Origin of the sequence: Bradyrhizobium sp. USDA 223 (assembly GCF_044909005.1) — a bacterium.
GTDB classification, from domain to species: domain Bacteria; phylum Pseudomonadota; class Alphaproteobacteria; order Rhizobiales; family Xanthobacteraceae; genus Bradyrhizobium; species Bradyrhizobium yuanmingense.
In genome coordinates, this window is the sequence record NZ_JBIYDR010000001.1 from 7,476,154 (window position 1) to 7,498,999 (window position 22,846).

Genomic DNA, 22,846 nt, shown 5'->3' on the forward strand with positions numbered 1-22,846 from the left:
AGCAGGCGGCGCTCCCGGCTTGCACCTCGACCGCGGCAAAAAATCCATAATCCTCGGCACTAAGGGAATAGCCAACCGTCTGCCGACGCTCCATGATCGGTGCGCCCGGCATCGTCCGGGACAGGAAGTCAGACTGGCATGAAACGTCTCAAGATCCTGCGGCGGTGGTTTGCGCGGAAGTTCGGCCTTGCGCGGCTGATCTGCCTTGCGCTGCTGGTCTTGTTCGCGGGCGCGCGCCTGTGGGATCCGCCGCCGATCCAGGAATTGCGGCTGCGCACCTTCGACATGTTTCAATTGATCGATCCGCGCGAGAAGGCGGCGCGGCCGGTCGTCATCGTCGATATCGACGATAAGAGCCTCGCCAGGCTCGGCCAGTGGCCCTGGCCGCGCTCGCGCATCGCCGACATGGTCCAGAACCTGACCAACAACGGCGCGGTGGCGATCGGCTTCGACGTGGTCTTCTCCGAAGCCGACCGGCTCAACCCGGATCAGGTCGCGAGCCAGATGCGCTATCTCGACGACGCGACCCGCGCCAAGCTGCGTGAGCTGCCGAGCAACGATCAGATCCTCGCCGACGCGATCAAGCGCTCGCTCGTCGTGCTGGGCGAGACCGGGCTTCCGGAGGTCTTGTCCGAGCTCGACAAGTCGCTGCCGTTCACGGGGGTGGCCACGGTGGGGGAGGACGGGGCCGAGCGTTTCCTGTTCGAATTCCCCGGCCTGCTCCGCAACGTGCCGGTCATCGAGAGGGCCGCGGCCGGCCGCGGCCTGTTCTCGATCCGGACCGAGCGTGACGGATTGATCCGCCGCGTGCCGATGATCATGCGCGCCCAGGGCAACATCATGCCCTCGCTCAGCCTCGAGATCCTGCGCGTCGTCACGGGCACGCCGACCCTGCTGGTCCGTACCGATAAGACGGGTATCAAGTCGATCCGCCTCAAGGGTTTGGAGGTTCCGACCGACAAGAACGGTCAGCTCTGGGTGCACTATGCCCGCCGGGATCCTTCGATCTACGTCTCCGCGGTCGACGTGCTCGACAATGCGGTGCCGCCCACGAGGTTTGCCGGCAAACTAGTGCTGGTCGGCACTTCCGCGGGCGGCTTGAACGACATCAAGACCACGCCGGTGTCCCGGGCCATGCCGGGTGTCGAGATCCATGCCCAGGTGCTGGAGGGCGTGCTGAGCCGTGCGGTGATCTCGCAGCCGAACTATGCGCTGGGCGTCGAGCTGATCGCGGCGCTGATCATCGGCCTGCTCGTCATCATCTTCACGCCGAATCTCGGCCCCGTCCGCCTAGTGCTGGTGGGCGCGGCCTTCGCGGCCATCCTGATCGGCGTGTCCTGGTTCTCCTACACCCAGCACCGCTATCTCATCGACTTCACCTATCCGCTGCTGTCGACGACCGCAGTCTACCTGACGCTGATCTTTGCGAGCTTCGTGCGCGAGCAGCGCCAGCGCGTGCAGATCCGCGGGCAATTCGCGCAATACATGTCGCCTGTGCTGGTCGAGCAGCTGGCGCAGTCGCCGGAAAAGCTCGTGCTCGGCGGCGAGGAACGCGAGATGACGATCATGTTCTCCGACGTGCGCGGCTTCACCACGATCTCCGAGAGCTACAAGCACGATCCGCAGGGCCTGATCGAGCTGATGAACCGCTTCCTGACGCCGCTGACCGACGTCATCATCGACCGCAAGGGCTATATCGACAAGTATATGGGCGACGCCATCATGGCGTTCTGGAACGCGCCGCTCGACGACGCCGAGCACGAGATCAACGCCTGCGAAGCCGCGATCCAGATGCTCGAGCAGATCGACGAGGTCAACAAGGAGCGCGAGCAGGAGGCCGCCGACGGCGGCCACGTCTATATCCCGCTCAATGTCGGCATCGGTCTCAACACCGGAATCGGCGTGGTCGGCAACATGGGGTCCGACCTGAAGAAGAACTATTCGGTGCTCGGCGACAGCGTGAACCTGGCCTCACGCCTCGAGGGCCAGTCGAAGGCGTACGGATTTCCGATCATCGTGGGCTCGCGCACGGCGCTCGCCGCCAAGGAGAAGTTCGCGATCCTCGAGCTCGACTTCATCATGGTCAAGGGCAAGACCGAGCCGGAAGTGATCTACGCCATCGCCGGCCGCGAGGACGTGATGCATTCGGCCGCGTTCCAGCGGCTGCGCAACATCACCATCGAGATGCTCGGCTGCTACCGCAGCCGCGACTGGCAGGGCGCACTGGATGCGATCGAGCGCGGCCGCAAAAGCGAGGACGCCGACACGCTGGAGAAGCTGTTCAGGCTTTACGAGGCGCGAATCAAGGATTTCCAGATCGATCCGCCGCCGGAGGGCTGGACCGGTGCCTATGCCCTGCTGACCAAATAGGTGTCACGGTCACCGCTCGCGCTGGGTGGGCAGAACAAAGCCTGCCTACCATATGCAGGTGCATCGAGGTAAGTATGGCGGTGGGGACGGCGCTTGGCGCCTCTGCCAACCAGAAGAAAAAGGCGAGCTGAGTGATGGACGCACAAGTGAGACAGAACGACCGCATCGAGGTGCTCGAAGAGCTCCTCAACGAGCGCTACTCCGTTCGCGCATTTCTCCCCAAGGAGGTCGATCGCGCCACCATCGAGCATGTGCTGGCGACCGCGCAGCGCACGGCGTCCTGGTGCAACAGCCAGCCCTGGCAGGTCATCATCGCCAGTGGCGAGGCCAAGGAGCGCTTTCGCAAGGCGATCTACGCGGAGGCCTCGAAGGGCCTCGGCGATGACTACGACTTCACGCCACCGCGCGAATATGTCGGGGTCTATCTCGATCGCCGCCGCGAGAGCGGCTTCCAACTCTACAACACGCTCGGCATCGCCCGCGGCGACAAGGCGGCCTATGCCAAGCAGGCGCTGGAGAACTACAATTTCTTCGGCGCACCGCATGTCGCCGTCATCCACACCAACGAGCCGCTCGGTATCTACGGTGCGATCGATTGCGGCGCCTATGTCTCCAACTTCATGCTGGCGGCGCAGGCGCTCGGGCTCGGCACTATTCCGCAGGCCGCGCTGGCGCGGCATTCCGGCCTGATCCGCCGCCACTTCGATCTGCCCGATGACCGCCGCGTCGTCTGCGGTATCTCGTTCGGCTATGCGGACCATGCGCACCAGGTCAACAGCTACCGCACTTCGCGGGCGAGCGTGGCCGAGACCGCAACCTTCGTGGATGTGTAATCGCGGCGTGAGCCGGACGCATCGGCGTCAGACGCGCGCGAAGACAGCCGTGGAAGCGGCCGTCTTCGTCTCGTTCCGGTGCGATTGACGGCGGCGGTCAGCCGCCGCTGCCGCCGATCACGGCCCGCACGGTCTCGTCAGGCCCAAAATCCTCGGCGCCGTCGACATAGAGCAGCGCGGCGAGCTTCGAGCGGGCGCGGTTCACGCGGCTCTTGATGGTGCCGACTGCGCAGCCGCAGATCGAGGCGGCGTCCTCATAGGAGAAGCCGGACGCGCCGACCAGGATCAAGGCTTCACGCTGATCCTGCGGAAGCTTGTCGAGCGCGGTGCGAAACTCCTCGAATTCGAGGTGCGCATTCTGCGAGGGCTGGGTCTTCAGCGTCTTGGCGTAATTGCCCTCGGCATCCTCGACCTCGCGCCGCCGCTTGCGATAGTCGGACCGGAACAGGTTGCGCAGGATCGTGAAAAGCCAGGCCGGCAGGTTGGAGCCGGGCTGGAACGAGTCGATGTTGGCGAGCGCACGCAGCAGCGTCTCCTGGACCAAATCGTCGGCGCGGTCCGCATTGCCGCTGAGCGAGATGGCGAAGGCGCGCAGACTAGGCACGGCCGCCAAGATGTCGTTACGCAGGGAGTCCGTGAGAGGCATCAATCCCTCCCATTGTTGTTGTCGTTGGATCCGCCCTCATTTTCCACGTGGGGTGACGCTCCCGGCGCATCAAGCTTCTTGATCAGTTCTGCGAACCGATCCGGAACCCCCTGTCGCACGACATCGTCGTACATGGCGCGCAACTGGTGCCCGATCCGGGATTGAATCTCCGGAGTCAGGCCTCCCTTGCCGGGGGTCGTGCTTCTGCTGGCTTGAGACTTGAGATCTTTCATGACCTGTTCCACGTTTCCCCGAGTTAAGTGACTGTAAAATCGAGAAGTTTTCTCAACCGGGAGCCGTTCCCTGGATAGGCACAATTCCAGCTGCGCCAAAAAGTTCCCAGCTCGGCGGAACTTTTGTTGTCGTGAGGCGTAGACAGCCCAGCAGGGGAACCTGGGCCCCCCGCGTGATGCCTGACCTCAGGATTGGACCTCAAGGTTGGCCCGAAGACGAATGGAGTGGGGATGTCCCGTTCACAGGTAGTTGCTGAACACTTGCCGTTGTTGCGCCGGTACGCGCGGGCTCTGACAGGCAGCCAGGCCTCCGGTGACGCCTATGTCGCCGCGATGTTGGAAGCCATGCTGGGCGATCCGTCGGTGCTCGACGAGAACCATGGGCCCCGGGCCGGCCTGTTCCGGCTCTTCACCCAGATCTGGAATTCAGTCTCGATCAACGACGATGCCGAGGTGACGACCCTGCCGATGCCGCCGGAACGGCGGCTGTCGAACATCACCCCGCTGCCGCGCCAGGCCTTCCTGCTGCTATCGCTCGAGGGCTTTTCGGAAGAGGAAGTCGCCTTCATTCTCGGCACCGACGTCGCCGAGACGCGCCGTCTTGCGGACGCAGCCGGACGCGAGATGGCCGCCGAGATCGCCACCGACGTGCTGATCATCGAGGACGAGACCTTCATCGCCATGGACCTCGAGAGCCTGGTGAAGAATCTCGGCCACAACGTCGTCGGCGTCGCGCGCACCCATGCCGATGCGGTCGCGCTGGCCAAGAACAAGCGGCCCGGCCTGATCCTTGCCGATATCCAGCTTGCCGACGGCTCGTCGGGCCTGGACGCCGTCAACGAGCTCCTGCGTACCTTCGAGGTGCCGGTGGTGTTCATCACGGCCTATCCGGAGCGCTTCCTCACCGGCGAGCGTCCCGAGCCGGCGTTCCTGATCTCAAAGCCGTTCCAGCCCGCGATGGTATCGGCGGTGGCGAGCCAGGCCCTGTTCTTCCAGCGCAACTCGCGCAATCGCACGCCGAAGGCGCCGGCGGCGTAAGAAAAGGCCTATCGAACACAAGGGCGGCGCGTCGCAAGGCGCGCCGCCCTCATATGTGCCGACGGAGCGTCATCCTGCTCTGCCTCAGCAACCGCGGCAGATGCTGCGAAGCATCGCGTTCAGCTTTGTATCATCCGTTCCAGGAGATTTCGCATTCAGCTTGGCCTGGCCCTCGATCCAGGATTGAAGCAATTTCTCGCCTTCCGGCGACGGCGCCAGGTTGGGCTCCGTCCCATCGTAAGCTATGAGGACGGTTAATCTCTGCAGGTCGTCCTTTGCCTCGGCGGGCGGCTTCGGGAACGGCACGGATCGCTCGACCATTGCCAACGTCGCAGCATCCAGCGGCGCGAAGCCCGTGCTTTCCACTAAAGCGCTTGAGATTAATTTGCCCGAGCGATCGACCACGAATGTAACGCCGGCATCAGCCCTTCGCCCAATCGCCTGCGGAGGAAATCCCCTGTTGCGCCAGACATGCTCGGTGATTGCCTTGCGCCAAGCGGCCATGGCCTCGGACTCTGCGAGGCCGGAAGCCGGTGTGCTCAGCACCAGACCGTTGGGCGGCACCTGAAACTGACGGCCCTTGAAGACAATCGGGATCAAGAAATGGAAAGTCTCTTCCTTCAGCTCCGAAGGTGGTTCGGGAAACGGTTGGGCGCGGGCGACGATCTCCAGCGCAGCATCGTCGAGCAGTCGCGAGCCGCTGCTCGCAGCCAGTCCCCGCGAGACCAATTTGCCGGACCGGTCGACGACGAAGCCCACCTTGGCCTCACCGGTTTGCCCCAGTGCCTGGGCTGGAAATAGTCTGCTCTTGGCGATATGCGCCGAAAGCCTTGCCTTCCAGGCCTGGGCACTTTCGCTCTGCTTTTCAGTCTGTGCGTGCGCCGGGAAAGCCGCAAGGAATCCGAGAAATGCGGCCAGCAAGGGAATTTTCATCTGCATGATCCCGGATACTAATCGCCGGCTGGTTGATTGCAAGGCTCGTTGCTCGCATCGCATTCACCCGGGTTAGGGTGGTGAACGACCGCGCCCGGCCGCTTGACGCCGTCCAAATTGCCCCGTTGATACGTCGGGCCGATGACGTCCATCGCAGCCTCAGGCCGCCGGGAGAATACGGACCATGGACCAGCAACTCCTCGATCGTCTTGCCATCCGCGACCTCATCGAGAACTGGGCGGTGTGGCGCGATGCCGGCGACTGGGAGCGCTTTGCCACGGTCTGGCACGAAGAAGGCTGGATGTCCGCGACCTGGTTTCAGGGGCCGGCGCGGGACTTCATGCGCGTCAGCCAGGAGGGTTTTGCCAGGGGCGTGCGCATCCTGCATTTCCTCGGCGGCACCAGCATCGACCTTGCGGGTGCGCGCGCGATCGCGCAGACCAAGATGACCATCTCGCAGCGCGGCCTCGTGCACGACGTGCTCTGCGACGTCGTCTGCACCGGACGCTTCTACGATTTCCTGGAGAAGCGGGACGACCCATCAGGTATCGGCAAATGGGGCATTGTCCGCCGCCAGCCGATCTACGAGAAGGATCGGATCGACCCGGTCGATCCCGCCGCGACGCTTCGGCTCGACCAGGAAGCGCTGGCTGCGCTCCCCGAGGGCTACCGCCACCTCGCCTACATGCAGGAGCTGATCGGCTACAAGGTCAAGCGCGACATGCCGGGCCTGATCGGGCCCGAGGTCGAGAAGCTCTATGGCGAGGGCCGGGAGTGGCTGGCAGGAAAGGCGAAGCAGACCGCGGACAGGCGTGGAGATGAGAGCTGCTGTCCCATTTGAGCTATTGGGTCGCGCGAGCTTTTTCGGCGCGGCCGTCCAGCCGTCGTCCCACAAATGCCCGTTGTCGGACCTTGTCATCTCGTCGGTTGCGGAGTGACGCCATGGCAAACGCAGCAGAGGCAGTACTTGGTCTTTCATCAAGACCAACTACGTAGAGCGACGATCAACGACTAACAACCTGTAAAAGATGGAGCCTACATGAAGAGCCCCGGACTTGCAGCCCGGGTCTTTGCGGTCGCATTGGCCCTCGCTGTCGGCACTGCCGAAGCACGGCCGCTCAATCAGGTGCTCGGCACTTGGCGCATGGTTTCAGCTCAACTCGATCCGGATGGCCGGAATGTCCCGGCCTACGGGCAGAAGCCAAACAGCCTTTTGGTCTTCACCGAAGACATGCACTTTATCGAGGTTCTGACCGACGCCTCCATTCCGAAATTCGCTTCCAACGAGCGAGGTGCCGGCACCGACGAAGAGAACCGGGCTGCGATGGCGGGCAGCATCGCGTTCTTCGGCACTTACACCGTCGATGAGAATGGCGTCTTCAGCGGCAATCGCGTTGAAGGCTCGACCTTCCCAAACTGGGTCGGTAGCGAGCGCACGCGACAGGATCTGAACTTCGATGTAATCGGGGACCGCATGATCGAGAACTTTCAGCGGCCGGAGGGCACCAAGGTCGTCATCATCTGGGAGCGGGTGCGCTAGCGCGTCCCCCAGGCAGACCCGTCCGAATGGAGGCTGGAGGCGCAGACCGAAGCTCTCCGGCACCACGTGCGCGACGTAGTGCCTTACAGCAGCCTTGAGCAAGACGAGAGATGGAGGTGACCTGTCGGATAATCACGCGCGCGTTACTGACTGCCGCGTGGCCTGCGTCAAAATAATGCACCCAGTGCAGTTTTATTGACACAAAGAACGCGGACTGTTACCGAATTGGCTTCGGCACAGTGCTGTAGATGCCGAGTGCGGGGACGTAGCAGGAGTAATGGTCATGAGAAGCTGGCTCGCTGCTATGGCATTGGCATGTGCCGTCGGGATGGCGCTGCCTGAAGGTGCGAACGCACAGAATGCTCAGGTGCAACAAGAGCATGCGGCCTTTCGTGCGGTCGACTTCGATTGGATAGATACGTCTCGAGGTCGCGAAGTTCCTGCTCGCTTGTATTGGCCCACTGAGGCATCGCCGGGACGGGTGCCACTGATCATCTTCTCGCACGGCATGGGCGGTTCGCGAAACGGCTACACCTACCTCGCCGCCCGGTGGGCCGCCCACGGCATCGCGAGTTTGCATGTCCAGCATATCGGGAGCGATTCCTCTCTCTGGCGTGGAAATCCCTTCGAGCTCGTGGGGCGGCTGCAAGCGGCGACCCGGGATGATGAGGCCGCCGCACGTGTCGGAGATATCCGTTTTGCGCTCGACCAAATGCTATTGTTTGCAACCGGTCCGTACGCCCGATTCATCGATATGCGACGCATCGCCGTGGCCGGCCATTCCTATGGCGCGAACACTGCATTGTTGACGGTGGGTGCGCGGGTCGTTCGGGATGGTCGTTGGCTCGATTTCCGCGACCGGCGCTTCAAGGCGGCGATCGTGATTTCCGCCCCACCTTTCTACGGCGAGAAAGACTTGCCGAGCGTGCTCGCCAACATCGCCGTGCCGACGCTTCACGTGACGGCGACGCAGGACGTCATCAAAATTCCCGGATTCTACTCGGCTGCGCGCGATCGGGTCGCAATATTCGAGGCGATCGCCAATCGGCGCAAGCTCCTGGTCATGTTCCAAGGGGGATCCCATAGCATATTCACGGACCGCGCTCTGACCGGAGGACCAGGACTGAATCCGAAGGTCAAGGAAGCCACCGGAGATCTAACGCTTGCATTCCTGGACTATGCGTTTGCCGGGGATTCCAAAGCTTTGGCGCAATGGAGCTTCGACTGGCAGGACATTCTCGCGCAGCCCACAATGGCGAACGCGATCCCGATCTCAGGTGCGACCGCACAGTCGGATCGACAAGGCCATATCCGTGTGACCTCGGCCGAAAAGGGCCGTGCGACAACCAGTGAGCAACAGAAAAATTATCCTCTCCTTGCGGCCGGCGCACGTCAGGCGACCGCAGAAATCGACGGGCCGGCATCTGCATTGCGTCGCTGAAGTCCGATGCAGCGTTTCCCGCTCATAGCGGTCTTGTGTCTGCTGACCGCCGGGTGCGCGACTGCGCCGCTGAACAGGGCGGGATCGTTGACCAGTTATGATGGTCTGGCGCCGTCAGACGGTATTTTGACGAAGTCGATCGTTCGTGTCGACAAGGAAGACGTTCTCGGCGCCAAGACCGTCCGGCTGGTAGAAACTCGATTTTCGACCAAAGCGGCTGCAGAGGTCTCCTTCTCGCCGGAGCAGCGCAAGATCATCGGCAACGCCATCGACCGTGCTCTGTGCTTCGGACTGAGCGAGCGGTTCGACATTGTCGGCCCAGCGGATCAAGCCGACCTGACCGTTCAAGCCGTCGTCACACATGCGGCGGCGACCGATCCTGCGGCGGCAGGCGCGTCCGGTGTCGCGCGGGTCGCAAAGTCTGTACTCCTGCCTGGCGTGCCGGTACCCGTTCCGCGCATCCCGTTGGGACTTGGCAGCCTTTCGGTCGAAGGTGAGGCGAGGGACAGAAGAGGGAAGCAGAAGGCGGCTATGGTGTGGGGCCGCGGGGCGAATTCTTTCACGAGCTCGCCGCGCGTATCGCCGGACGGCGATGCATACGACCTCTCGACCGCCTTTGCCGCCGACTTCAGCAGGTTGCTGGTCACGGGCAGTACCCCATTCGGGGCGGCTCCATCGCTGCCGTCGCTGGACAGCTTGCACGTTCTGCTGGGTGGTGCGCCGAAGCAATCCGCGTGCGAAGCGTTCGGACGAGCTCCCGGAATTGCGGGGTTCATCGGCCAAGGACTTGGAGCTCCCCCAAGTTGGACCGACAAGGGCGCGGCGCCTCCATCGCCTCCGGCGGCCGCGCCACCAGTCAGCGAGCCTTCACCCGCGACATGAGATCGACGAAGCGGCGGATCGCCGACATGCGCGATGTTGACGCGCATACCGGGCCACCGGCGAGCGTCGGGTATGAAGGTCGATCCAGGCGCAAGCAGTTGCCGCCTGAGTCCGCACCTCAGTTGCAACCTGACCGTGGCGTCCCGATGTGGCGATGTCCGCGGGCCATGCACCCCCATCTATCCGGGCCATTCACGAAAATTTTGGAACGGACGCGGCAGCCGCTTCCTGGATCGTGCGCCACACCGCCTCGATGTCGCTCGCCTCGGTGGATATCGTGCCGATCGAGACACGAACCATCCAGTGCCCGGCCGCGGTAGCGGGCGTGACATAGGCTTGGCCCGAGGCGTTCACCGCATGCGCCCATGCGCGCGTGAAGTCATCGAGACGTTGGGAAGGCACCGACATCGGGCGGTTCACAATACATACGGTCTGCAGCACGACGGGTGCGACGACGTCCCAACCCGGTGTTGCTTCGACTTTGGACCGAAGATCTTGGGCCAGGCTAATGTCTCGCCGCAACCTCGCCTGCAACCCGGAAACGCCCTGTTCCCGGATGGCGAACCATAGTTTCAACGCCCTGAATCTCCGTCCGAGCGGAATTCCGGTGTTACGCAGATTGCGCACCTTCCCGTCGGCCTGAGATTGGAGGAAGCTCGGATCGGCAGACATCACCCTGAGAAGGTGAGGCTCGTCCCGAACGAAATAGAGCGAACAATCGAACGGGACGCCGAGCCATTTGTGCGCATTGATAACGACACTGTCTGCGTCCTCGATGCCTTCCCACATCCACCGTAGCTCGGGTAAGATCATCGCATTCCCGGCCATGGCAGCGTCGATGTGAAGCCACAAACCATGCCTCCGCGCTATGGCAGCGATCTCGGAGAGCGGATCGATGGACACGGTCGCGGTCCCGCCCACTGCCGCGACGATCGCGCATGGCTTGAACCCGGCGTGAATATCCGCAAGGATTGAATCTTCGAGCGCCCCGGGACGCATTGCGAAATTGGCGTCGATATCGACCATGCGGACATTCTCACGGCCGAAGCCCGCTAGCAGCGCCGCCTTTTCGACGGAAGAATGAGCGCTTGCCGATGTGTAGATCGTCAACGGCTTGAGTTCTGCTTGCAGACCCTGGCGAACGAGCGAGAAGCCCGTCGTCTTCTCCCGGGCGCATAGCAGAGCAACCAAGGTGCTTGTCGACGCAGTGTCGTTGATCACGCCGAACCAGGCGGAAGACAAGCCAACCATCTGCCTGAACCAGTCGACCGTGACCTCCTCGATCTCCGTCACTGCGGGCGATGACTGCCAGGACAGGCCCAGCACCCCAAGTCCGCTGCTTACCAGGTCACCAAGGATGCCGGAGCCAAGTGAATTGGAGGGAAAGTAGCCGAAGAACCGCGGGTGTTGCCAATGCGAGATGTTGGGGAGAACCACTGAATCAAGATCAGCGATGATCTCATCGAACCCCTCAGCTTCTACCGGCGGGGAGGCTGGAAGCATCGCTTTCACGTCACCCGGCTGTGTCGCAGGTTGGACCGGATAGTCGGACATCTTGGCATGGTAGTCGGCCAGCCAGTCGATGATCTCATGGCCTCGTTTTCGGAATTCCTCGGGCGTCATTTAGGCCTCTTTGGTTGCTCGCTTCCGGATTGGCCGGGTGTTCAAAGCTATGGCAGAACGTATCTCGGATGGCTCCGCATATTGCAGTGATGGGATCTGCCAGCGCGATGGCCTGAGGCGTCGAACCCGGGATGCCGCTGACGTGGCCAGCGTGCGAATCCTCGCCATCGTCCCGGTACGAAGCACGCCGAATGCGGGGAATAAGGCGAACAGCAAAGTAAGACCGATCCACCTCATCAGTCGACCCGAGAGGAACGCTTGTATCGTGGGGGTCACCTCTTCTTGCAAGAAATCCACCGTCGCAACCAATATTGGCTTCGCGCCGGGGCAAACGAGGCTGCCTGAGACGATGCCGGCCAGATCGATATAGGGGTGGAATGAGATCACGTACAGGAGAGCAGCGATCCCGACATTCGTGAGAACTGGAGATCGGAGTGCCTTCACAACGCGTCTGGCGAAACGAGAGGAAATTGGAGCAACGTGGGTTTCTTCGTGTTTCGCGGGATCCGCCGGTCGAATGGACTTCAACGCCTCGGCCGGCCGGTAGGAGCTCCGGGATCGATCGAGCCGCGCGCGCGTTCGGTGCTGAACAATCGTTTCCAGTCTTACGGGCACCTCGGCCGACCACACCCGCGCACGTGGCCGAAGGTGGTCGGAGCCGCTGTGATGGATCGCGCGCCTGCCGCCGGCAAACGGCCGCTTGGCATCTCGCTCCCGTTCCCCTTGCGGAGCTGCAATATCCGTCCCATCCGGCGTGTCACATGTCATTCGATGACTCCTTGCTCGTCGACGACGGTCGGGATGCCTCGAGAGCGGTCATTTCAGAAATCTCGCACCAAACGTAAACTTATATTGCACTTGGTGTAATATTATTTGGGCGATTTCGTGGCCCGGCCCAGTCGTCGGCCAGCATGCCGATTGGTGCTGGCAACAAGTCGATTGCTGCGCTTATTTTCTGCTCAAGATCGCCGAAGCGAAGCAGCGATCCGCCGGTTTGCAAACAACGGGACGATGCCGGTGGCGGCGCTGGCGACCGGGACAATCAGCATTCCAATTGCGAGCCCGTTCGATATCTGCGCATTCGTCGCGGCGTCGCTGATCGAGCCGACGAGCAGTGGCCCGAGTGCCGGGCCGAAAAGGCCCGAGCCGATCAGAACGAGGCTCGCCTCTTTGCGAGGAGGAGACGCTCCACCATGGCTCGATGGAGAAGCAGCCCGGCGACCCTAGCGTCTCCCGGGCCATTCCTTCAGCTCAAAGAACGCTCTGCAAATTCGCGAATGACTCGCGGAGATAAGCTGCCGGCGGTCGCCTGCCGTTGTCGTTGCTCCAGGATTCGATCGCCAATCGAAGCGCTCCGACGGAGACCATGGCGACGTATCGAAGGGATTTCCGTCGCTTGGCCTGGGGCCATTTCACGCAAAGGGCTTCGAATATCGCCTGTTCCTGAGCGATATACTTCGCGTGGCTCGCGGAAATCAGCGCCGGGCTCGAGCGGATGACCCGATCGAGGGCGAGACTCTGCTGCGAATTGTAGTTGCCGGTCAATTTCAGCAAAGCGTTCTTGACGGTGTCGATGGGAGATTGATCCGAAGGCTCGGCGATCACGGCAGCTCTAATGAGCTGCGTGAAGTGGCTTTGCCACGCAAGCAAGATTTCTTCCTTCGACTTGAAGTAATAAAAGAACGTCCGCCGCGAAATGCCTGCCGCCTCCGCGATCGCCTCGAGGGTCGTCTCTTCATAGCCATTCGCCATGAACAGCTTGAGGCCTGCTTCCGCGATCCGAGCCAGCGTCTCACGCCGTTTGCGCTCGCGAAGACCCTCCTCCGCAACTTTGTCGTCCGCTGTCACTTTTGCCGGCAAGGATAGCCCCATTCAAAAAATCGCACCCAGTGCAATATATTACACGCTGCGCAAACAATGTGCAAGAAAAAATCGATGTGCCTGCCGTGACTTAGGCTGCCTTTACCATGCGATCGCGGCTCTCAACTGGTCGCCGCGTCCGCGGCCAGAGGTCGCGCAGCCCGCGTCCGCAATGGTCTTGTAATATCGCACGCAGTGCAATAAAAGCTACACCTGGTGTAATAGGCGCCGCGTGCCAAGCTTAGTGAACGTGCAGAGAAGCCATGCCGGATTGGTCCATCAAAGATATTCCCTCTCAGTTGGGGCGGTCAGCCGTCATCACCGGAACTGGGGGAATTGGCTTTGAAGACGCGTTGGCATTGGCGCGTGCCCGCTGTGAGATCATCATCGCAGGCCGTAGCCTGGAGAAGGGTTCGAGCGCCATTGCGCGAATCCGAGCCGCCTTTCCCGACGCCAAGATCCGCTTTGAAGAGCTCGACCTCGCGAGCCTGAAGTCGGTGAAGGATTTTGGCTGTCGGATGCGAGCCCAACGGTCGAGCCTCGACATGCTCATCAACAACGCCGCCGTCATGGCGCCACCTCTGCGGAAGGCGACGAGAGACGGCTTCGAGCTACAGTTCGGGACCAACTATCTTGGCCACTTTGCGCTGACGGCGCAGCTCCTTCCGTTGTTGCGCAACGGCAAGGAGCCGCGCGTCGTCAACCTTTCGAGCCTGGCCGCCCGGAGCGGCGTCATCGACTTCGACGATCTTCAGGCGGAGCGCGAGTACAGACCCATGCGGGTTTACAGTCAATCAAAGCTCGCGTGCCTCATGTTCGCGTTCGCGCTTCAGACCAGAAGCGATGTCTCTGGATGGGGAATCAGGAGCATCGCCGCGCACCCCGGCATCGCCCGCACCGAGTTGATTCCAAACGGCGCCGGACCTCGCAGTTTGCAGGGCCTCGCTCGATCCTTCCTCTGGTTCCTATTTCAATCGCCAGCTCAAGGGGCGCTGCCGACGCTGTTCGCGGCGACGTCTCCGCTCGCCGAACCTGGAGGCTATTTCGGTCCGGATAGACTGGGCGAGACGCGCGGCGTGCCGGCAGCCGCACGAGTGCCTCGGCAAGCCAAAGACGCGGCCGCGTCCGCGCGGCTCTGGGAGGTTTCCGAAAAGCTCACAGGCGTTCGATTTTCATGAGCTGTTCGGCTATCATGATCAGACGAAACGCTGCCTCGATTTGCGCCATCGTCTCATTGGCTCTGGGCGGGTGCGGCGCGTCCTTGGTCGGCGCCGATCCGGTGCCGTCTGCAGCGAGGCTCGACCAAGCACATGATGTCGCTCGGCCGGAATTGGAGCGCAGCGCGGACTTCGAGAAGGTCAGCGTCGAAACCGAGATCCAGGCACCCTTGACGTCCGTAACGGCCTGGTTCGCTGACCGTGGCGCCGCCGCATTCGGCTCGTTTCTTACCGGGACTGACAATGTGCCCGGCGTAGTGAGCACCGAGTCGTTGAGCGGTGGCTGGAGCAAGCCAGGCGACCGCCGCCGAATCGTATTCTCGGACAATAACAGTGCGCTGGAAGAGATTACGGACCGCAAGCCGCAGCTTCTGCAATATCAGATATGGAATCTTACCAACCGTACCGGGCGCTACATCAGGTATGCGGTGAGCGAGCTGGAGTTCGTCGGTAACGGCCAGGCCACCCGCGTGCGCTGGACCTATTCGTTCCGGCCCAAGATCTGGCCGGACGGCTATCTCATCCGCCCTTACGTCCAGAACGACTTTCGCAGGTTCATGGAGGTCGGCTTGCAAGCAATGCGAGACAAGGCAGTGACGGACCTCGCTCAAAAGCGAAGCGCGCGGTCGTCCTGAGCGCTCTTTTGAGTCTGACCGAGCGACCAACGAGCAATCTTCCGTTCGTCATTTGATTGAGCGCAGTAGCTTTGGAGGCCCCTGATGCAATGGATCGCCGCCTTCGACTTCGGCATTCGTCTGACCCTCGTGGCCTCTTTGCTCGCGGTCGGCGCGGTCTTCGTTTACTGAACGGCCGATCATTGGATCAGGAAGGATGCACCTGCCGATGAACAGGCATCCCGACAGCGCCGCAGGCATCCGTTTTCCAATGATCAAGACAAAGGCGTGTTTGACCGGACGGCCTTCAAGACGAGTCGACGGAGCCAGGCGTGGCCCGGCTCCGAATGCGTTCGCTCGTGCCATACCATCCGATAATCGAAATTGGGAAGCTCCAAGGGAGGTTCGATCAGGCGAAGGCGCGGGTCACCTGAGAAATTTTGCGCGGCACGGCGTGGGATCGTCAAAATGAGATCGGAGGTTGACGCCACAAGAGCTGCCGTGGCGAAATAGGGTAACCGCACCGCGATGTGCCTGATATGGCCAAGCGTTGCGAGCGCGGTATCGACCGGACCAGCTCTGCCCCCAACCACGGTCACGAGGATGTGGGAGAATGCGACGTAGTCGTCCAGACGCATCCGCCCTGCTTTGGACCGCCTGACGGCGGGATGGCCGGCGCGTACCAGGCATGCGAAGCGCTCCCGGAAAAGGTCTCGGGTACGAAGACTGGTTGGGAGCGGGTTATCGCTATAGAGCGCAAGGTCGATGTTCACCTCTCCAAGGCTTCTGAAAGTCTGCGCATCGACGGGCGTGATTTCAAGACTTGTCCTCGGCGCTTCGGAAGTCATGAGATGTGCAAGTCGCGGAAGGATGACCGTCGCTCCGTAATCCGTCGTGGCAATACGAAAGACGCGCTCACTCGAGGTCGGGTCGAACTCGGACCGGTTGGCGAGCACGTCGCTGACGCCCGCCAGAGCCTTCTGTATCGGTTCGAGAAGTTCGCCGCCGCGGACTGTGGGCCGCATTGTCGTTCCAGCTTTCACGAGCAGCGCATCGTCAAAGACCTTGCGCAGCTTCGCCAATGCTCTGCTGACGGCGGGCTGACTCATTTGGCTTCGTTCTGCAGTCTTGGTGACGCTGCGCGTTTCGAGCAGCGTCTTCAAGATCACCAACAGGTTGAGATCGACGCGATAGAGGATGTCATCGGTTGACGGACGATCCACGGGCTCCTCATCGAAGGGTCACTTCTGATGCACGTTTTCCAGTTAGTGAATAACGTTTATCGCGGTGGGCCACTTTCTGCAATTCGTCGCATCCCCTAGGTTCGTGGCGTCTCAGCCGCCCGGTAGCGTCTCCGGCGCTCGGCAATTCGAATGACAGAAGGAGTTTGTCTTGAGCGCCTACTCGATCAACCGCCGCAAGATCATGCTGACCGCTGCTGCGGCGCTCCCCGTGCTGGCAACCGGCGGTGGCGCCAAGGCGGCAGCACCGGGCAGTGCGGCGAACAATGCCGGATATTATCGATTTCGCGTCGGGGACATCCAGGCGACCGTGCTCAGCGACGGGCTCCTTTCTGGCCCGCCCAGGATCTACGCCAACGATGCGCCGGAAATGGAGCTTCAGGAGGCACTGATCCGCGCATTCCTCCCTACGGACGTGATGACGCTCAATCTCAACACGCTTCTGATCGAGACGGGCGGCCGTCGCGTTCTCATCGAGGCTGGCGCAGCGCAGACGATGGGACCGAACGGTGGGCGAGTGTTTGGCAACCTCGCGGCTGTTGGCTTGAAGCCGGAGGATATCGACGTCGTCGTCGTCTCGCACACGCATCCGGACCATGTCGGTAATCTACGAAACGCCAACGGCGGCAAATCATTCCCGCGTGCAACGGTGTATCTGCCCGAAGCCGATTGGAATTTCTTCGTCCGCGGCGAGCCCGACCTTTCATACATGCCTGTAAATGCGGAATTCCGCCGACGATTCGGTGAGGCCATCAAGCGCAGCGTAGAACCGATTGCGACCGACGCCGTGTTGTATCAGGCCGGAACGGAGATCGTGCCTGGGTTGACCACGCTGGCAGCGCAGGGGCATACGCCCGGGATGGCGACGTTCCTCGTTCATTCAGGGTCAAGCCAGCTCTTGCTGACCGCCGATCTCGCATATCATCCGGTCGTCAATGTTGATCGAAATTGGCGACCAGGCCCCGATCGTGACAAGGATGCCGCATTGCAGTCGCGCCGCCGTATTTTCGACCGCGCGGCAGCGGACAAGCTTCTCGTCCTGGGATTCCATTACCCCTTCCCCGGTCTCGGCCGAATACTGAGAACCGACGGCGGCTACGCTTGGGTTCCTGCGAATTGGCAGTTCGACTGAATTTCGAAGGAGGGGCGAAACCGCTGCTCCCGGCGGGGGCGGTGACACATGGGACGGATGTCCTGCAGAAAAAAGTAAGGCGCGACTGGCATCACCACAGTCGCGCCCTACGTCGCCGGCTTATGGGGCAGGGGGGAATAGCCGGCTGCTGAGATGACTCCTGCGCGCGAAAGTCGTTCCAGGGCTCGCGAATTATTTTGCCGGTCTGCGGCATTTTCCGCACACGGTTAAGTGATCGTTGCTGTTGAGAACCCCCGATCCTGCGGCGGCGTTGTTCCCGTGCCCGCCATGGGGCGAGGGATCGGCAGCCATGTCACAGATTCAAAAGGTTTTTTTGAGCGCAATTGCGGTCGTTGCCACCCTCGGTGCCGTGCAGCTGGCCTCCGGGCACGATCTCGCAGACCGCTGGCAGGCGGTCGCCGACCTCCCCAGCCACAGTTCCAGCGTCGCTGTGGGCCACGACGTCAACCGCACCGCCAAGGCAGACCGGCTCGCCGAGATCAAGCCGGCAGCTGTTCCCACCCGCACGGTCTCGATGCGGCTGAATGACCTCGCGGATACGTCGGTTCTGCTGCGGGTTCCCGCGGTCATCGAGACCGGCAATGCCAAGACGCCGGTGCTGCTCCAGAACCAGAAGAAGCCTCGCAACAAGCCGACGATCGCCTGTGAGCCGATGGTCAGCTCGCTGACCGAGGTCGCAAGGCTCCTCCAGCCCGGCCGCTGCGTGACCTGACCCACCCCGCCAGGGGTGGCTGGCAGACCCAGGCTTCACATCCTCTTGATCCGCCATTGCCTCGCGCTATATCCGGGTTCCCTCCCTTTTGTTTGACCGGGTAAGCGCATGACGACGTCAGATACGGCTGTGCATACGCAGCCTTTCCAGGCCGAAGTTTCCGAACTGCTGCACCTGATGGTGCACTCCGTCTATTCGGAAACCGACATCTTCCTCCGCGAGCTCATTTCCAACGCCTCCGATGCCTGCGACAAGCTGCGCTACGAGGCCATCGCCAGTCCCGCCCTGCTAGGCGAAGGCGGCGCACTCAAGATCCGCATCACCCCGAACAAGACGGCCAAGACGCTCACGATCGCCGACAACGGCATCGGCATGGAGCGGCAGGAGCTGATCGACCATCTCGGCACCATCGCCCGCTCCGGCACCAAGGCGTTCGTGTCCAAGCTGAAAGAGGCCAAGGACGGGCTCGGCCTGATCGGCCAGTTCGGTGTCGGTTTCTATTCCGCCTTCATGGTCGCCGAGAAGATCGTCGTGATCAGCCGCCGCGCCGGCGAGAGCGATGTCTGGACCTGGACGTCCTCCGGCGGCTCCGGCTTCGAGATCGCCCGTGCCAGCGACGAGGAAGCGGCGCGCCTGACGCGCGGCACCGAGATCGTCCTGCACCTGAAGGACGATTCCAAGAAATATCTCGAGACCTACGAGATCGAGCGTATCGTCACCGCCTATTCCGACAACATCCTGTTTCCGATCGAGCTGGTGCCTGAAGAAGGCGAGCCGCGCCAGATTAACTCGGCGAGCGCGTTGTGGCAGCGCTCCAAGTCGGAGCTGACGGCTGACGATTACAAGAAGGCCTATCAGCAGATCGCCTCTGCCTTCGACGATCCCGCGATGACGCTGCACTACCGCGCGGAAGGACGTTACTCCTACGCGGTGCTGCTGTTCGCGCCCTCGACCAAGCCGTTCGACCTGTTCGAGCCGAACCGCAAGGGCCGCGTGAAGCTCTACGTGCGGCGCGTCTTCATCACCGACGATGCCGACCTCTTGCCGGGGTACCTGCGCTTCGTCCGCGGCGTGGTCGACAGCGAGGATCTTCCACTCAACATCTCGCGCGAGATGCTCCAGAACAATCCGCAGCTGGCGCAGATCCGCAAGGCGGTGGCGACGCGGGTGGTGTCCGAGCTCGAAAGCCTCGCCGACAAGGACCCGGAGAATTTTGCCAAGATCTGGGACGCCTTCGGCGCGGTACTGAAGGAAGGCATCTACGAGGATTTCGAGCGTCGCGAAAAGCTGCTGTCGCTGTCGCGCTTCACCACCACGTCGGGCGAGAAGCGGTCGCTGAAGCAGGTCATCGCCGATTTCAAGCCGAACCAGACCGAGATCTATTATCTCGTCGGCGACAGCATCGAGCGGCTGAAGTCCAATCCGCGGCTGGAAGCTGCGACCGCGCGCGGCATCGAGGTGCTGCTGCTGTCGGATCCCGTCGACGCGTTCTGGACCTCGATGCCCTCGGATTTCGAAGGCAAGCCGCTGAAGTCGCTGAGCCAGGGCGATCTCAATCTCGATTTGATTCCGCGTATCGACGATAAGGACGAGGCGAAGAAGGACGAGCCGGCTGCGGACGAAGCAGCCACCATCGCGGTGATCAAGGCCGCGCTGGGCGAGCGCGTCAGCGACGTCAAGGTCTCGACGCGCCTGACCAGCTCGGCCTCCTGCCTCGTCGCCGACAGCCAGGGCCCGAGCCGCGAGCTCGAGCGCATCTTGTCGCAGCAGAACCGCGGCATGAAGACCAAGCCGATCCTCGAGATCAATTTGCGCCATCCGCTGGTCACCGCGGTCACCAAGGCGCAGGCTTCGACAGTCGTCGACGATATCAGCCTGCTCCTGCTCGAGCAGGCGCAGATCCTGGACGGCGAATTGCCGGAAGACCCGGCAGCGTTCGCGGCGCGGCTGAACCGGCTGGTGTTGCAGGGGCTCGGCGGCTAACGCTGCCTCGCAGCATCATTCGACCGCGCTTGACCTAGGTCGTCAGGTCGCTCGGCGCGCATCGCTTCCGGCGCTGCGCGTCCCGCTCACCTTGACGTCATCAGGTCTTAGGAACAGTCGCGGACGGCGAGATGTTGTGTCATATGATGCGACGTCACCAATTCGAGGATTTCCCCATGCGCTTGTCATTCCTCACTCTTACCGCGATCTCCACGCTGCTGGGCGCGGCGGATGCCAGCGCGCAGCGATACGATCCGGCCTATCCCGTCTGCATGCACCGCTACGTCGGTGGCCCTGGTGGCGGAGGAAGTGACTATTACGACTGCTCGTTTACCTCGCTGGAGCAGTGCCGCGCCACGGCCTCGGGCCTTGCCGCGACCTGCGACCTCAATCCCTATTACGCCTTCAACGAATCGCCGCCGCCCCGCCGACGTCCCAAGAAGGTGCACTGAGCCGAGCGGGACCAAAGCCGCGACGTCTGCATTCATCACTCTTTCGACCTGATCACACCCGCCAGTACGCTGCCGGCGGGTGCGATCTTGGTTGCGGGCTGTTGACAGTTAACCGCGCCCTAACCGAGTTTACCTTGTCTCTTAACGCCTGGGTCAGGGCGCGCGGGCTAAGCTGTCGAACACCGCAGACCGCCCGAAAGAGTAAGCAATATGACCACCGGCGTCATCGAGCAGCCGAAAGCCGCGCGCGCACCGTCGGCTTCCAAGATCTGGTTGAGGGCGATCGAGCTCACCGCGCGGATCGAAACGCTGCCGGGCCGTCTGTTCGCCGACGTCGTCGACGATTGGGCGCAACGCCAGCCGAACCGCGTCGCTCTGGTGGCGGACGAGGCAAGCCTCGATTACGCAGGCCTCTCGAAGAGAATCAATCGCTACGCCCGCTGGGCGCGCTCGGTCGGCCTGTCCAAGGGCGATACCGTTGCGCTGATCATGCCGAACGGCATCGACTATGTCGCGGCCTGGCTCGGCATCAGTCGCGTCGGCGGTGTGGTCGCACTGATCAACACCAAGCTCGTCGGGCAATCGCTCGCGCACTGCCTTGATGTCGCGAAGCCGATGCATGTCATCGTTGCGCATGTGCTGACGGGAATGCTGGACAGCGCGGCTCCGCATCTGAAGACGGGGGCAAAAGTCTGGACGCATGGCGATAGCCGCAGCGAACGTGCGATCGACGTCGCGCTTGCCGTTCTCGACGACGGCCCGCTATCGCCGGAGGAGCATGGCCAGGTCACCATCGACGACCGTGCGCTGCTGATCTACACCTCCGGCACCACCGGCCTGCCGAAAGCGGCCAGCATCAGCCACCGCCGCATCCTCAATTGGGGGTTTTGGTTCGCCGGCCTCACCGGCGCGACGCCGCAGGATCGACTCTACGATTGTCTGCCGCTGTTCCATTCGGTCGGCGGCATCGTCGCGCCGTGCAGCATGCTGGCCGCCGGCGGCTCGGTGGTGATCGCCGAGAAATTCTCGGCCTCGCATTTCTGGTCCGACATCGTCCGGCACGACTGCACGCTGTTTCAATATATCGGCGAGCTCTGCCGCTATCTGCTCAAGGCCGCGCCCTCGGAATACGAGAACCGGCACCGCCTGCGGCTCGCTTGCGGCAACGGTCTGCGCGGCGATATCTGGGAGGATTTCCAGGCGCGTTTCGCCATTCCACGCATCCTCGAATTCTACGCTGCGACCGAAGGCAATTTCTCGCTGTTCAACGTCGAGGGCCAGCCGGGTGCGATCGGCCGCGTCCCGGCGCTGCTCGCGCACCGCTTTCCTGCAAGTCTCGTCAAGCTTGACCCCGATAGCGGCGCGCCGCTGCGCAATGAAGAGGGCTTCTGCATCGCCTGCAGCCGCGGCGAGGCCGGCGAAGCCATCGGCCGCATCGGCACCGCGGACGAGGGCGGTGGGCGCTTCGAGGGCTACACCGATGCCGGTGAGACCGAGAAAAAAGTCTTGCGTGATGTCTTCGTCAAGGGCGATGCCTGGTTCCGCACCGGCGATCTGATGCGGATGGACGACAAGGGATTCTTCCATTTCGTCGACCGTATCGGCGACACGTTCCGCTGGAAGGGCGAGAATGTCGCGACCTCGGAGGTGAACGATGCCGTGCGCGATTTCACCGGCGTCGTCGATGCCACCACCTATGGCGTCAGCATTCCCGGCGCCGACGGCCGGGCCGGCATGAGCGCGATCGTCGTGAACGAGGGCTTTGACATCGCCGCGCTGCCCGCCCATCTCGCGCAGCGCCTGCCGGTCTACGCCCGCCCGCTCTTCATCCGCATCTCGCGCGAGCTCGACGCCACCGAGACCTTCAAGCAGAAGAAGGGCGAGCTCGCCCGCGAAGGGTTTGATCCGGCTGCGGTCTCCGATCCGCTGTTCATGCTCGACCCGACATCGGGCGCGTACGTTGCGCTGGACGCGGAGACGTATGCGGCCATCTCGGGCGGTACGATCAGGCTGTAGGGCAACCAAAATCGAGAGTTAGGTCCAATTTTATCTGAATTGTCCAAGAAGCCATTTAC

General features: G+C 62.3%; 20 protein-coding genes. 14 read left to right on the top strand and 6 right to left on the bottom strand.

Annotation, left to right across the window (positions count from 1 at the left end; translation table 11 throughout):
• Positions 1 to 138: 138 nt before the first annotated feature.
• Both ABIA40_RS34800 and ABIA40_RS34805 read left to right on the top strand, forming a co-directional pair.
• Positions 139 to 2,370 (top strand): CHASE2 domain-containing protein, encoded by a 2,232-nt coding sequence (locus ABIA40_RS34800; protein ID WP_271545790.1) that lies wholly within the window; start codon positions 139 to 141, stop codon positions 2,368 to 2,370.
• Positions 2,371 to 2,504: 134 nt separating this feature from the next.
• Positions 2,505 to 3,203 (top strand): nitroreductase, encoded by a 699-nt coding sequence (locus ABIA40_RS34805; RefSeq protein ID WP_271545789.1) that lies wholly within the window; start codon positions 2,505 to 2,507, stop codon positions 3,201 to 3,203.
• Between the two features lie 97 nt (positions 3,204 to 3,300).
• Here ABIA40_RS34805 and ABIA40_RS34810 read toward each other — a convergent pair whose 3' ends face one another.
• Both ABIA40_RS34810 and ABIA40_RS34815 read right to left on the bottom strand, forming a co-directional pair.
• Positions 3,301 to 3,849 carry a sigma-70 family RNA polymerase sigma factor gene (locus tag ABIA40_RS34810; protein WP_018316216.1) on the bottom strand — a complete coding sequence of 183 codons (549 nt, stop codon included), beginning with the start codon at positions 3,847 to 3,849 and terminating at the stop codon, positions 3,301 to 3,303.
• Positions 3,849 to 4,082 carry a NepR family anti-sigma factor gene (locus tag ABIA40_RS34815; RefSeq protein WP_025032292.1) on the bottom strand — a complete coding sequence of 78 codons (234 nt, stop codon included), beginning with the start codon at positions 4,080 to 4,082 and terminating at the stop codon, positions 3,849 to 3,851. The genes ABIA40_RS34810 and ABIA40_RS34815 overlap by 1 nt, the downstream gene beginning before the upstream one ends.
• Before the next feature lie 231 nt (positions 4,083 to 4,313).
• Here ABIA40_RS34815 and ABIA40_RS34820 point away from each other — a divergent pair, with 231 nt between their 5' ends.
• Positions 4,314 to 5,120, top strand: coding sequence for a response regulator (locus tag ABIA40_RS34820; RefSeq protein WP_035997648.1), 807 nt, complete (start codon positions 4,314 to 4,316; stop codon positions 5,118 to 5,120).
• Between the two features lie 84 nt (positions 5,121 to 5,204).
• On the opposite strand, the gene ABIA40_RS34825 is transcribed toward ABIA40_RS34820, so the two are convergent.
• Complete coding sequence (locus ABIA40_RS34825) at positions 5,205 to 6,053, bottom strand: TonB family protein (protein WP_404545753.1); 849 nt, start codon at positions 6,051 to 6,053, stop codon at positions 5,205 to 5,207.
• A 184-nt stretch (positions 6,054 to 6,237) separates the two neighbouring features.
• Between ABIA40_RS34825 and ABIA40_RS34830 the strand changes: the two genes are divergently transcribed.
• From ABIA40_RS34830 to ABIA40_RS34845, 4 genes are all read left to right on the top strand, one after another.
• Positions 6,238 to 6,894, top strand: a complete 657-nt coding sequence (locus ABIA40_RS34830; protein ID WP_404545755.1) for a nuclear transport factor 2 family protein — start codon at positions 6,238 to 6,240, stop codon at positions 6,892 to 6,894.
• A gap of 198 nt (positions 6,895 to 7,092) precedes the next feature.
• On the top strand, positions 7,093 to 7,593 hold the full coding sequence (locus ABIA40_RS34835; protein WP_404545757.1) for a lipocalin-like domain-containing protein: 501 nt from the start codon (positions 7,093 to 7,095) through the stop codon (positions 7,591 to 7,593).
• A 283-nt stretch (positions 7,594 to 7,876) separates the two neighbouring features.
• Positions 7,877 to 9,034: an alpha/beta hydrolase family protein gene (locus ABIA40_RS34840; protein ID WP_404545759.1), complete on the top strand. Its 1,158-nt coding sequence runs from the start codon at positions 7,877 to 7,879 to the stop codon at positions 9,032 to 9,034.
• 87 nt (positions 9,035 to 9,121) lie between these two features.
• A complete protein-coding gene (locus ABIA40_RS34845; protein ID WP_404545761.1) occupies positions 9,122 to 9,916 on the top strand; it encodes a DUF3313 domain-containing protein in 795 nt (264 codons plus the stop codon).
• A gap of 192 nt (positions 9,917 to 10,108) precedes the next feature.
• Here ABIA40_RS34845 and ABIA40_RS34850 read toward each other — a convergent pair whose 3' ends face one another.
• Together ABIA40_RS34850 and ABIA40_RS34855 are read right to left on the bottom strand one after the other, a co-directional pair.
• Positions 10,109 to 11,539 carry a pyridoxal phosphate-dependent decarboxylase family protein gene (locus ABIA40_RS34850; protein ID WP_404545763.1) on the bottom strand — a complete coding sequence of 477 codons (1,431 nt, stop codon included), beginning with the start codon at positions 11,537 to 11,539 and terminating at the stop codon, positions 10,109 to 10,111.
• A gap of 1,251 nt (positions 11,540 to 12,790) precedes the next feature.
• Positions 12,791 to 13,399, bottom strand: coding sequence for a TetR/AcrR family transcriptional regulator (locus ABIA40_RS34855; protein WP_246732191.1), 609 nt, complete (start codon positions 13,397 to 13,399; stop codon positions 12,791 to 12,793).
• A gap of 263 nt (positions 13,400 to 13,662) precedes the next feature.
• On the opposite strand from ABIA40_RS34855, the gene ABIA40_RS34860 reads away from it, so the two are divergent.
• Together ABIA40_RS34860 and ABIA40_RS34865 are read left to right on the top strand one after the other, a co-directional pair.
• Complete coding sequence (locus tag ABIA40_RS34860; RefSeq protein WP_404545765.1) at positions 13,663 to 14,577, top strand: SDR family oxidoreductase; 915 nt, start codon at positions 13,663 to 13,665, stop codon at positions 14,575 to 14,577.
• Positions 14,578 to 14,591: 14 nt separating this feature from the next.
• Complete coding sequence (locus ABIA40_RS34865) at positions 14,592 to 15,251, top strand: SRPBCC family protein (protein ID WP_404545767.1); 660 nt, start codon at positions 14,592 to 14,594, stop codon at positions 15,249 to 15,251.
• A gap of 254 nt (positions 15,252 to 15,505) precedes the next feature.
• On the opposite strand, the gene ABIA40_RS34870 is transcribed toward ABIA40_RS34865, so the two are convergent.
• Positions 15,506 to 16,453, bottom strand: coding sequence for a LysR family transcriptional regulator (locus tag ABIA40_RS34870; protein ID WP_404545769.1), 948 nt, complete (start codon positions 16,451 to 16,453; stop codon positions 15,506 to 15,508).
• A gap of 202 nt (positions 16,454 to 16,655) precedes the next feature.
• On the opposite strand from ABIA40_RS34870, the gene ABIA40_RS34875 reads away from it, so the two are divergent.
• From ABIA40_RS34875 to ABIA40_RS34895, 5 genes are all read left to right on the top strand, one after another.
• Entirely contained in the window at positions 16,656 to 17,603 is a 948-nt protein-coding gene (locus tag ABIA40_RS34875; protein ID WP_275498098.1) for an MBL fold metallo-hydrolase, read from the top strand.
• A gap of 310 nt (positions 17,604 to 17,913) precedes the next feature.
• Positions 17,914 to 18,336: a hypothetical protein gene (locus ABIA40_RS34880; protein WP_404545770.1), complete on the top strand. Its 423-nt coding sequence runs from the start codon at positions 17,914 to 17,916 to the stop codon at positions 18,334 to 18,336.
• Between the two features lie 108 nt (positions 18,337 to 18,444).
• Positions 18,445 to 20,319: a molecular chaperone HtpG gene (gene htpG, locus ABIA40_RS34885; protein ID WP_404545772.1), complete on the top strand. Its 1,875-nt coding sequence runs from the start codon at positions 18,445 to 18,447 to the stop codon at positions 20,317 to 20,319.
• 176 nt (positions 20,320 to 20,495) lie between these two features.
• On the top strand, positions 20,496 to 20,771 hold the full coding sequence (locus tag ABIA40_RS34890) for a DUF3551 domain-containing protein (RefSeq protein WP_271545764.1): 276 nt from the start codon (positions 20,496 to 20,498) through the stop codon (positions 20,769 to 20,771).
• A 210-nt stretch (positions 20,772 to 20,981) separates the two neighbouring features.
• The gene (locus tag ABIA40_RS34895) at positions 20,982 to 22,787 is read left to right on the top strand and encodes a long-chain-acyl-CoA synthetase (RefSeq protein ID WP_404545773.1); all 1,806 of its coding nucleotides are present in this window, start codon (positions 20,982 to 20,984) and stop codon (positions 22,785 to 22,787) included.
• The last annotated feature ends 59 nt before the right edge of the window (positions 22,788 to 22,846 follow it).

What these genes read in the sequence shown, in the direction of transcription:
- ABIA40_RS34865 (WP_404545767.1), top strand. Translation starts at nt 14,592, where the DNA reads ATGATCAGACGAAACGCTGCCTCGATTTGCGCCATCGTCTCATTGGCT.
- ABIA40_RS34825 (WP_404545753.1), bottom strand. Translation starts at nt 6,053, where the DNA reads ATGAAAATTCCCTTGCTGGCCGCATTTCTCGGATTCCTTGCGGCTTTC.
- ABIA40_RS34860 (WP_404545765.1), top strand. Translation starts at nt 13,663, where the DNA reads ATGCCGGATTGGTCCATCAAAGATATTCCCTCTCAGTTGGGGCGGTCA.
- ABIA40_RS34805 (WP_271545789.1), top strand. Translation starts at nt 2,505, where the DNA reads ATGGACGCACAAGTGAGACAGAACGACCGCATCGAGGTGCTCGAAGAG.
- ABIA40_RS34875 (WP_275498098.1), top strand. Translation starts at nt 16,656, where the DNA reads ATGCTGACCGCTGCTGCGGCGCTCCCCGTGCTGGCAACCGGCGGTGGC.
- ABIA40_RS34890 (WP_271545764.1), top strand. Translation starts at nt 20,496, where the DNA reads ATGCGCTTGTCATTCCTCACTCTTACCGCGATCTCCACGCTGCTGGGC.
- ABIA40_RS34810 (WP_018316216.1), bottom strand. Translation starts at nt 3,849, where the DNA reads ATGCCTCTCACGGACTCCCTGCGTAACGACATCTTGGCGGCCGTGCCT.
- ABIA40_RS34820 (WP_035997648.1), top strand. Translation starts at nt 4,314, where the DNA reads ATGTCCCGTTCACAGGTAGTTGCTGAACACTTGCCGTTGTTGCGCCGG.
- ABIA40_RS34800 (WP_271545790.1), top strand. Translation starts at nt 139, where the DNA reads ATGAAACGTCTCAAGATCCTGCGGCGGTGGTTTGCGCGGAAGTTCGGC.
- ABIA40_RS34830 (WP_404545755.1), top strand. Translation starts at nt 6,238, where the DNA reads ATGGACCAGCAACTCCTCGATCGTCTTGCCATCCGCGACCTCATCGAG.
- ABIA40_RS34835 (WP_404545757.1), top strand. Translation starts at nt 7,093, where the DNA reads ATGAAGAGCCCCGGACTTGCAGCCCGGGTCTTTGCGGTCGCATTGGCC.
- ABIA40_RS34895 (WP_404545773.1), top strand. Translation starts at nt 20,982, where the DNA reads ATGACCACCGGCGTCATCGAGCAGCCGAAAGCCGCGCGCGCACCGTCG.
- ABIA40_RS34880 (WP_404545770.1), top strand. Translation starts at nt 17,914, where the DNA reads ATGTCACAGATTCAAAAGGTTTTTTTGAGCGCAATTGCGGTCGTTGCC.
- ABIA40_RS34840 (WP_404545759.1), top strand. Translation starts at nt 7,877, where the DNA reads ATGAGAAGCTGGCTCGCTGCTATGGCATTGGCATGTGCCGTCGGGATG.
- ABIA40_RS34815 (WP_025032292.1), bottom strand. Translation starts at nt 4,082, where the DNA reads ATGAAAGATCTCAAGTCTCAAGCCAGCAGAAGCACGACCCCCGGCAAG.
- htpG (WP_404545772.1), top strand. Translation starts at nt 18,445, where the DNA reads ATGACGACGTCAGATACGGCTGTGCATACGCAGCCTTTCCAGGCCGAA.
- ABIA40_RS34850 (WP_404545763.1), bottom strand. Translation starts at nt 11,539, where the DNA reads ATGACGCCCGAGGAATTCCGAAAACGAGGCCATGAGATCATCGACTGG.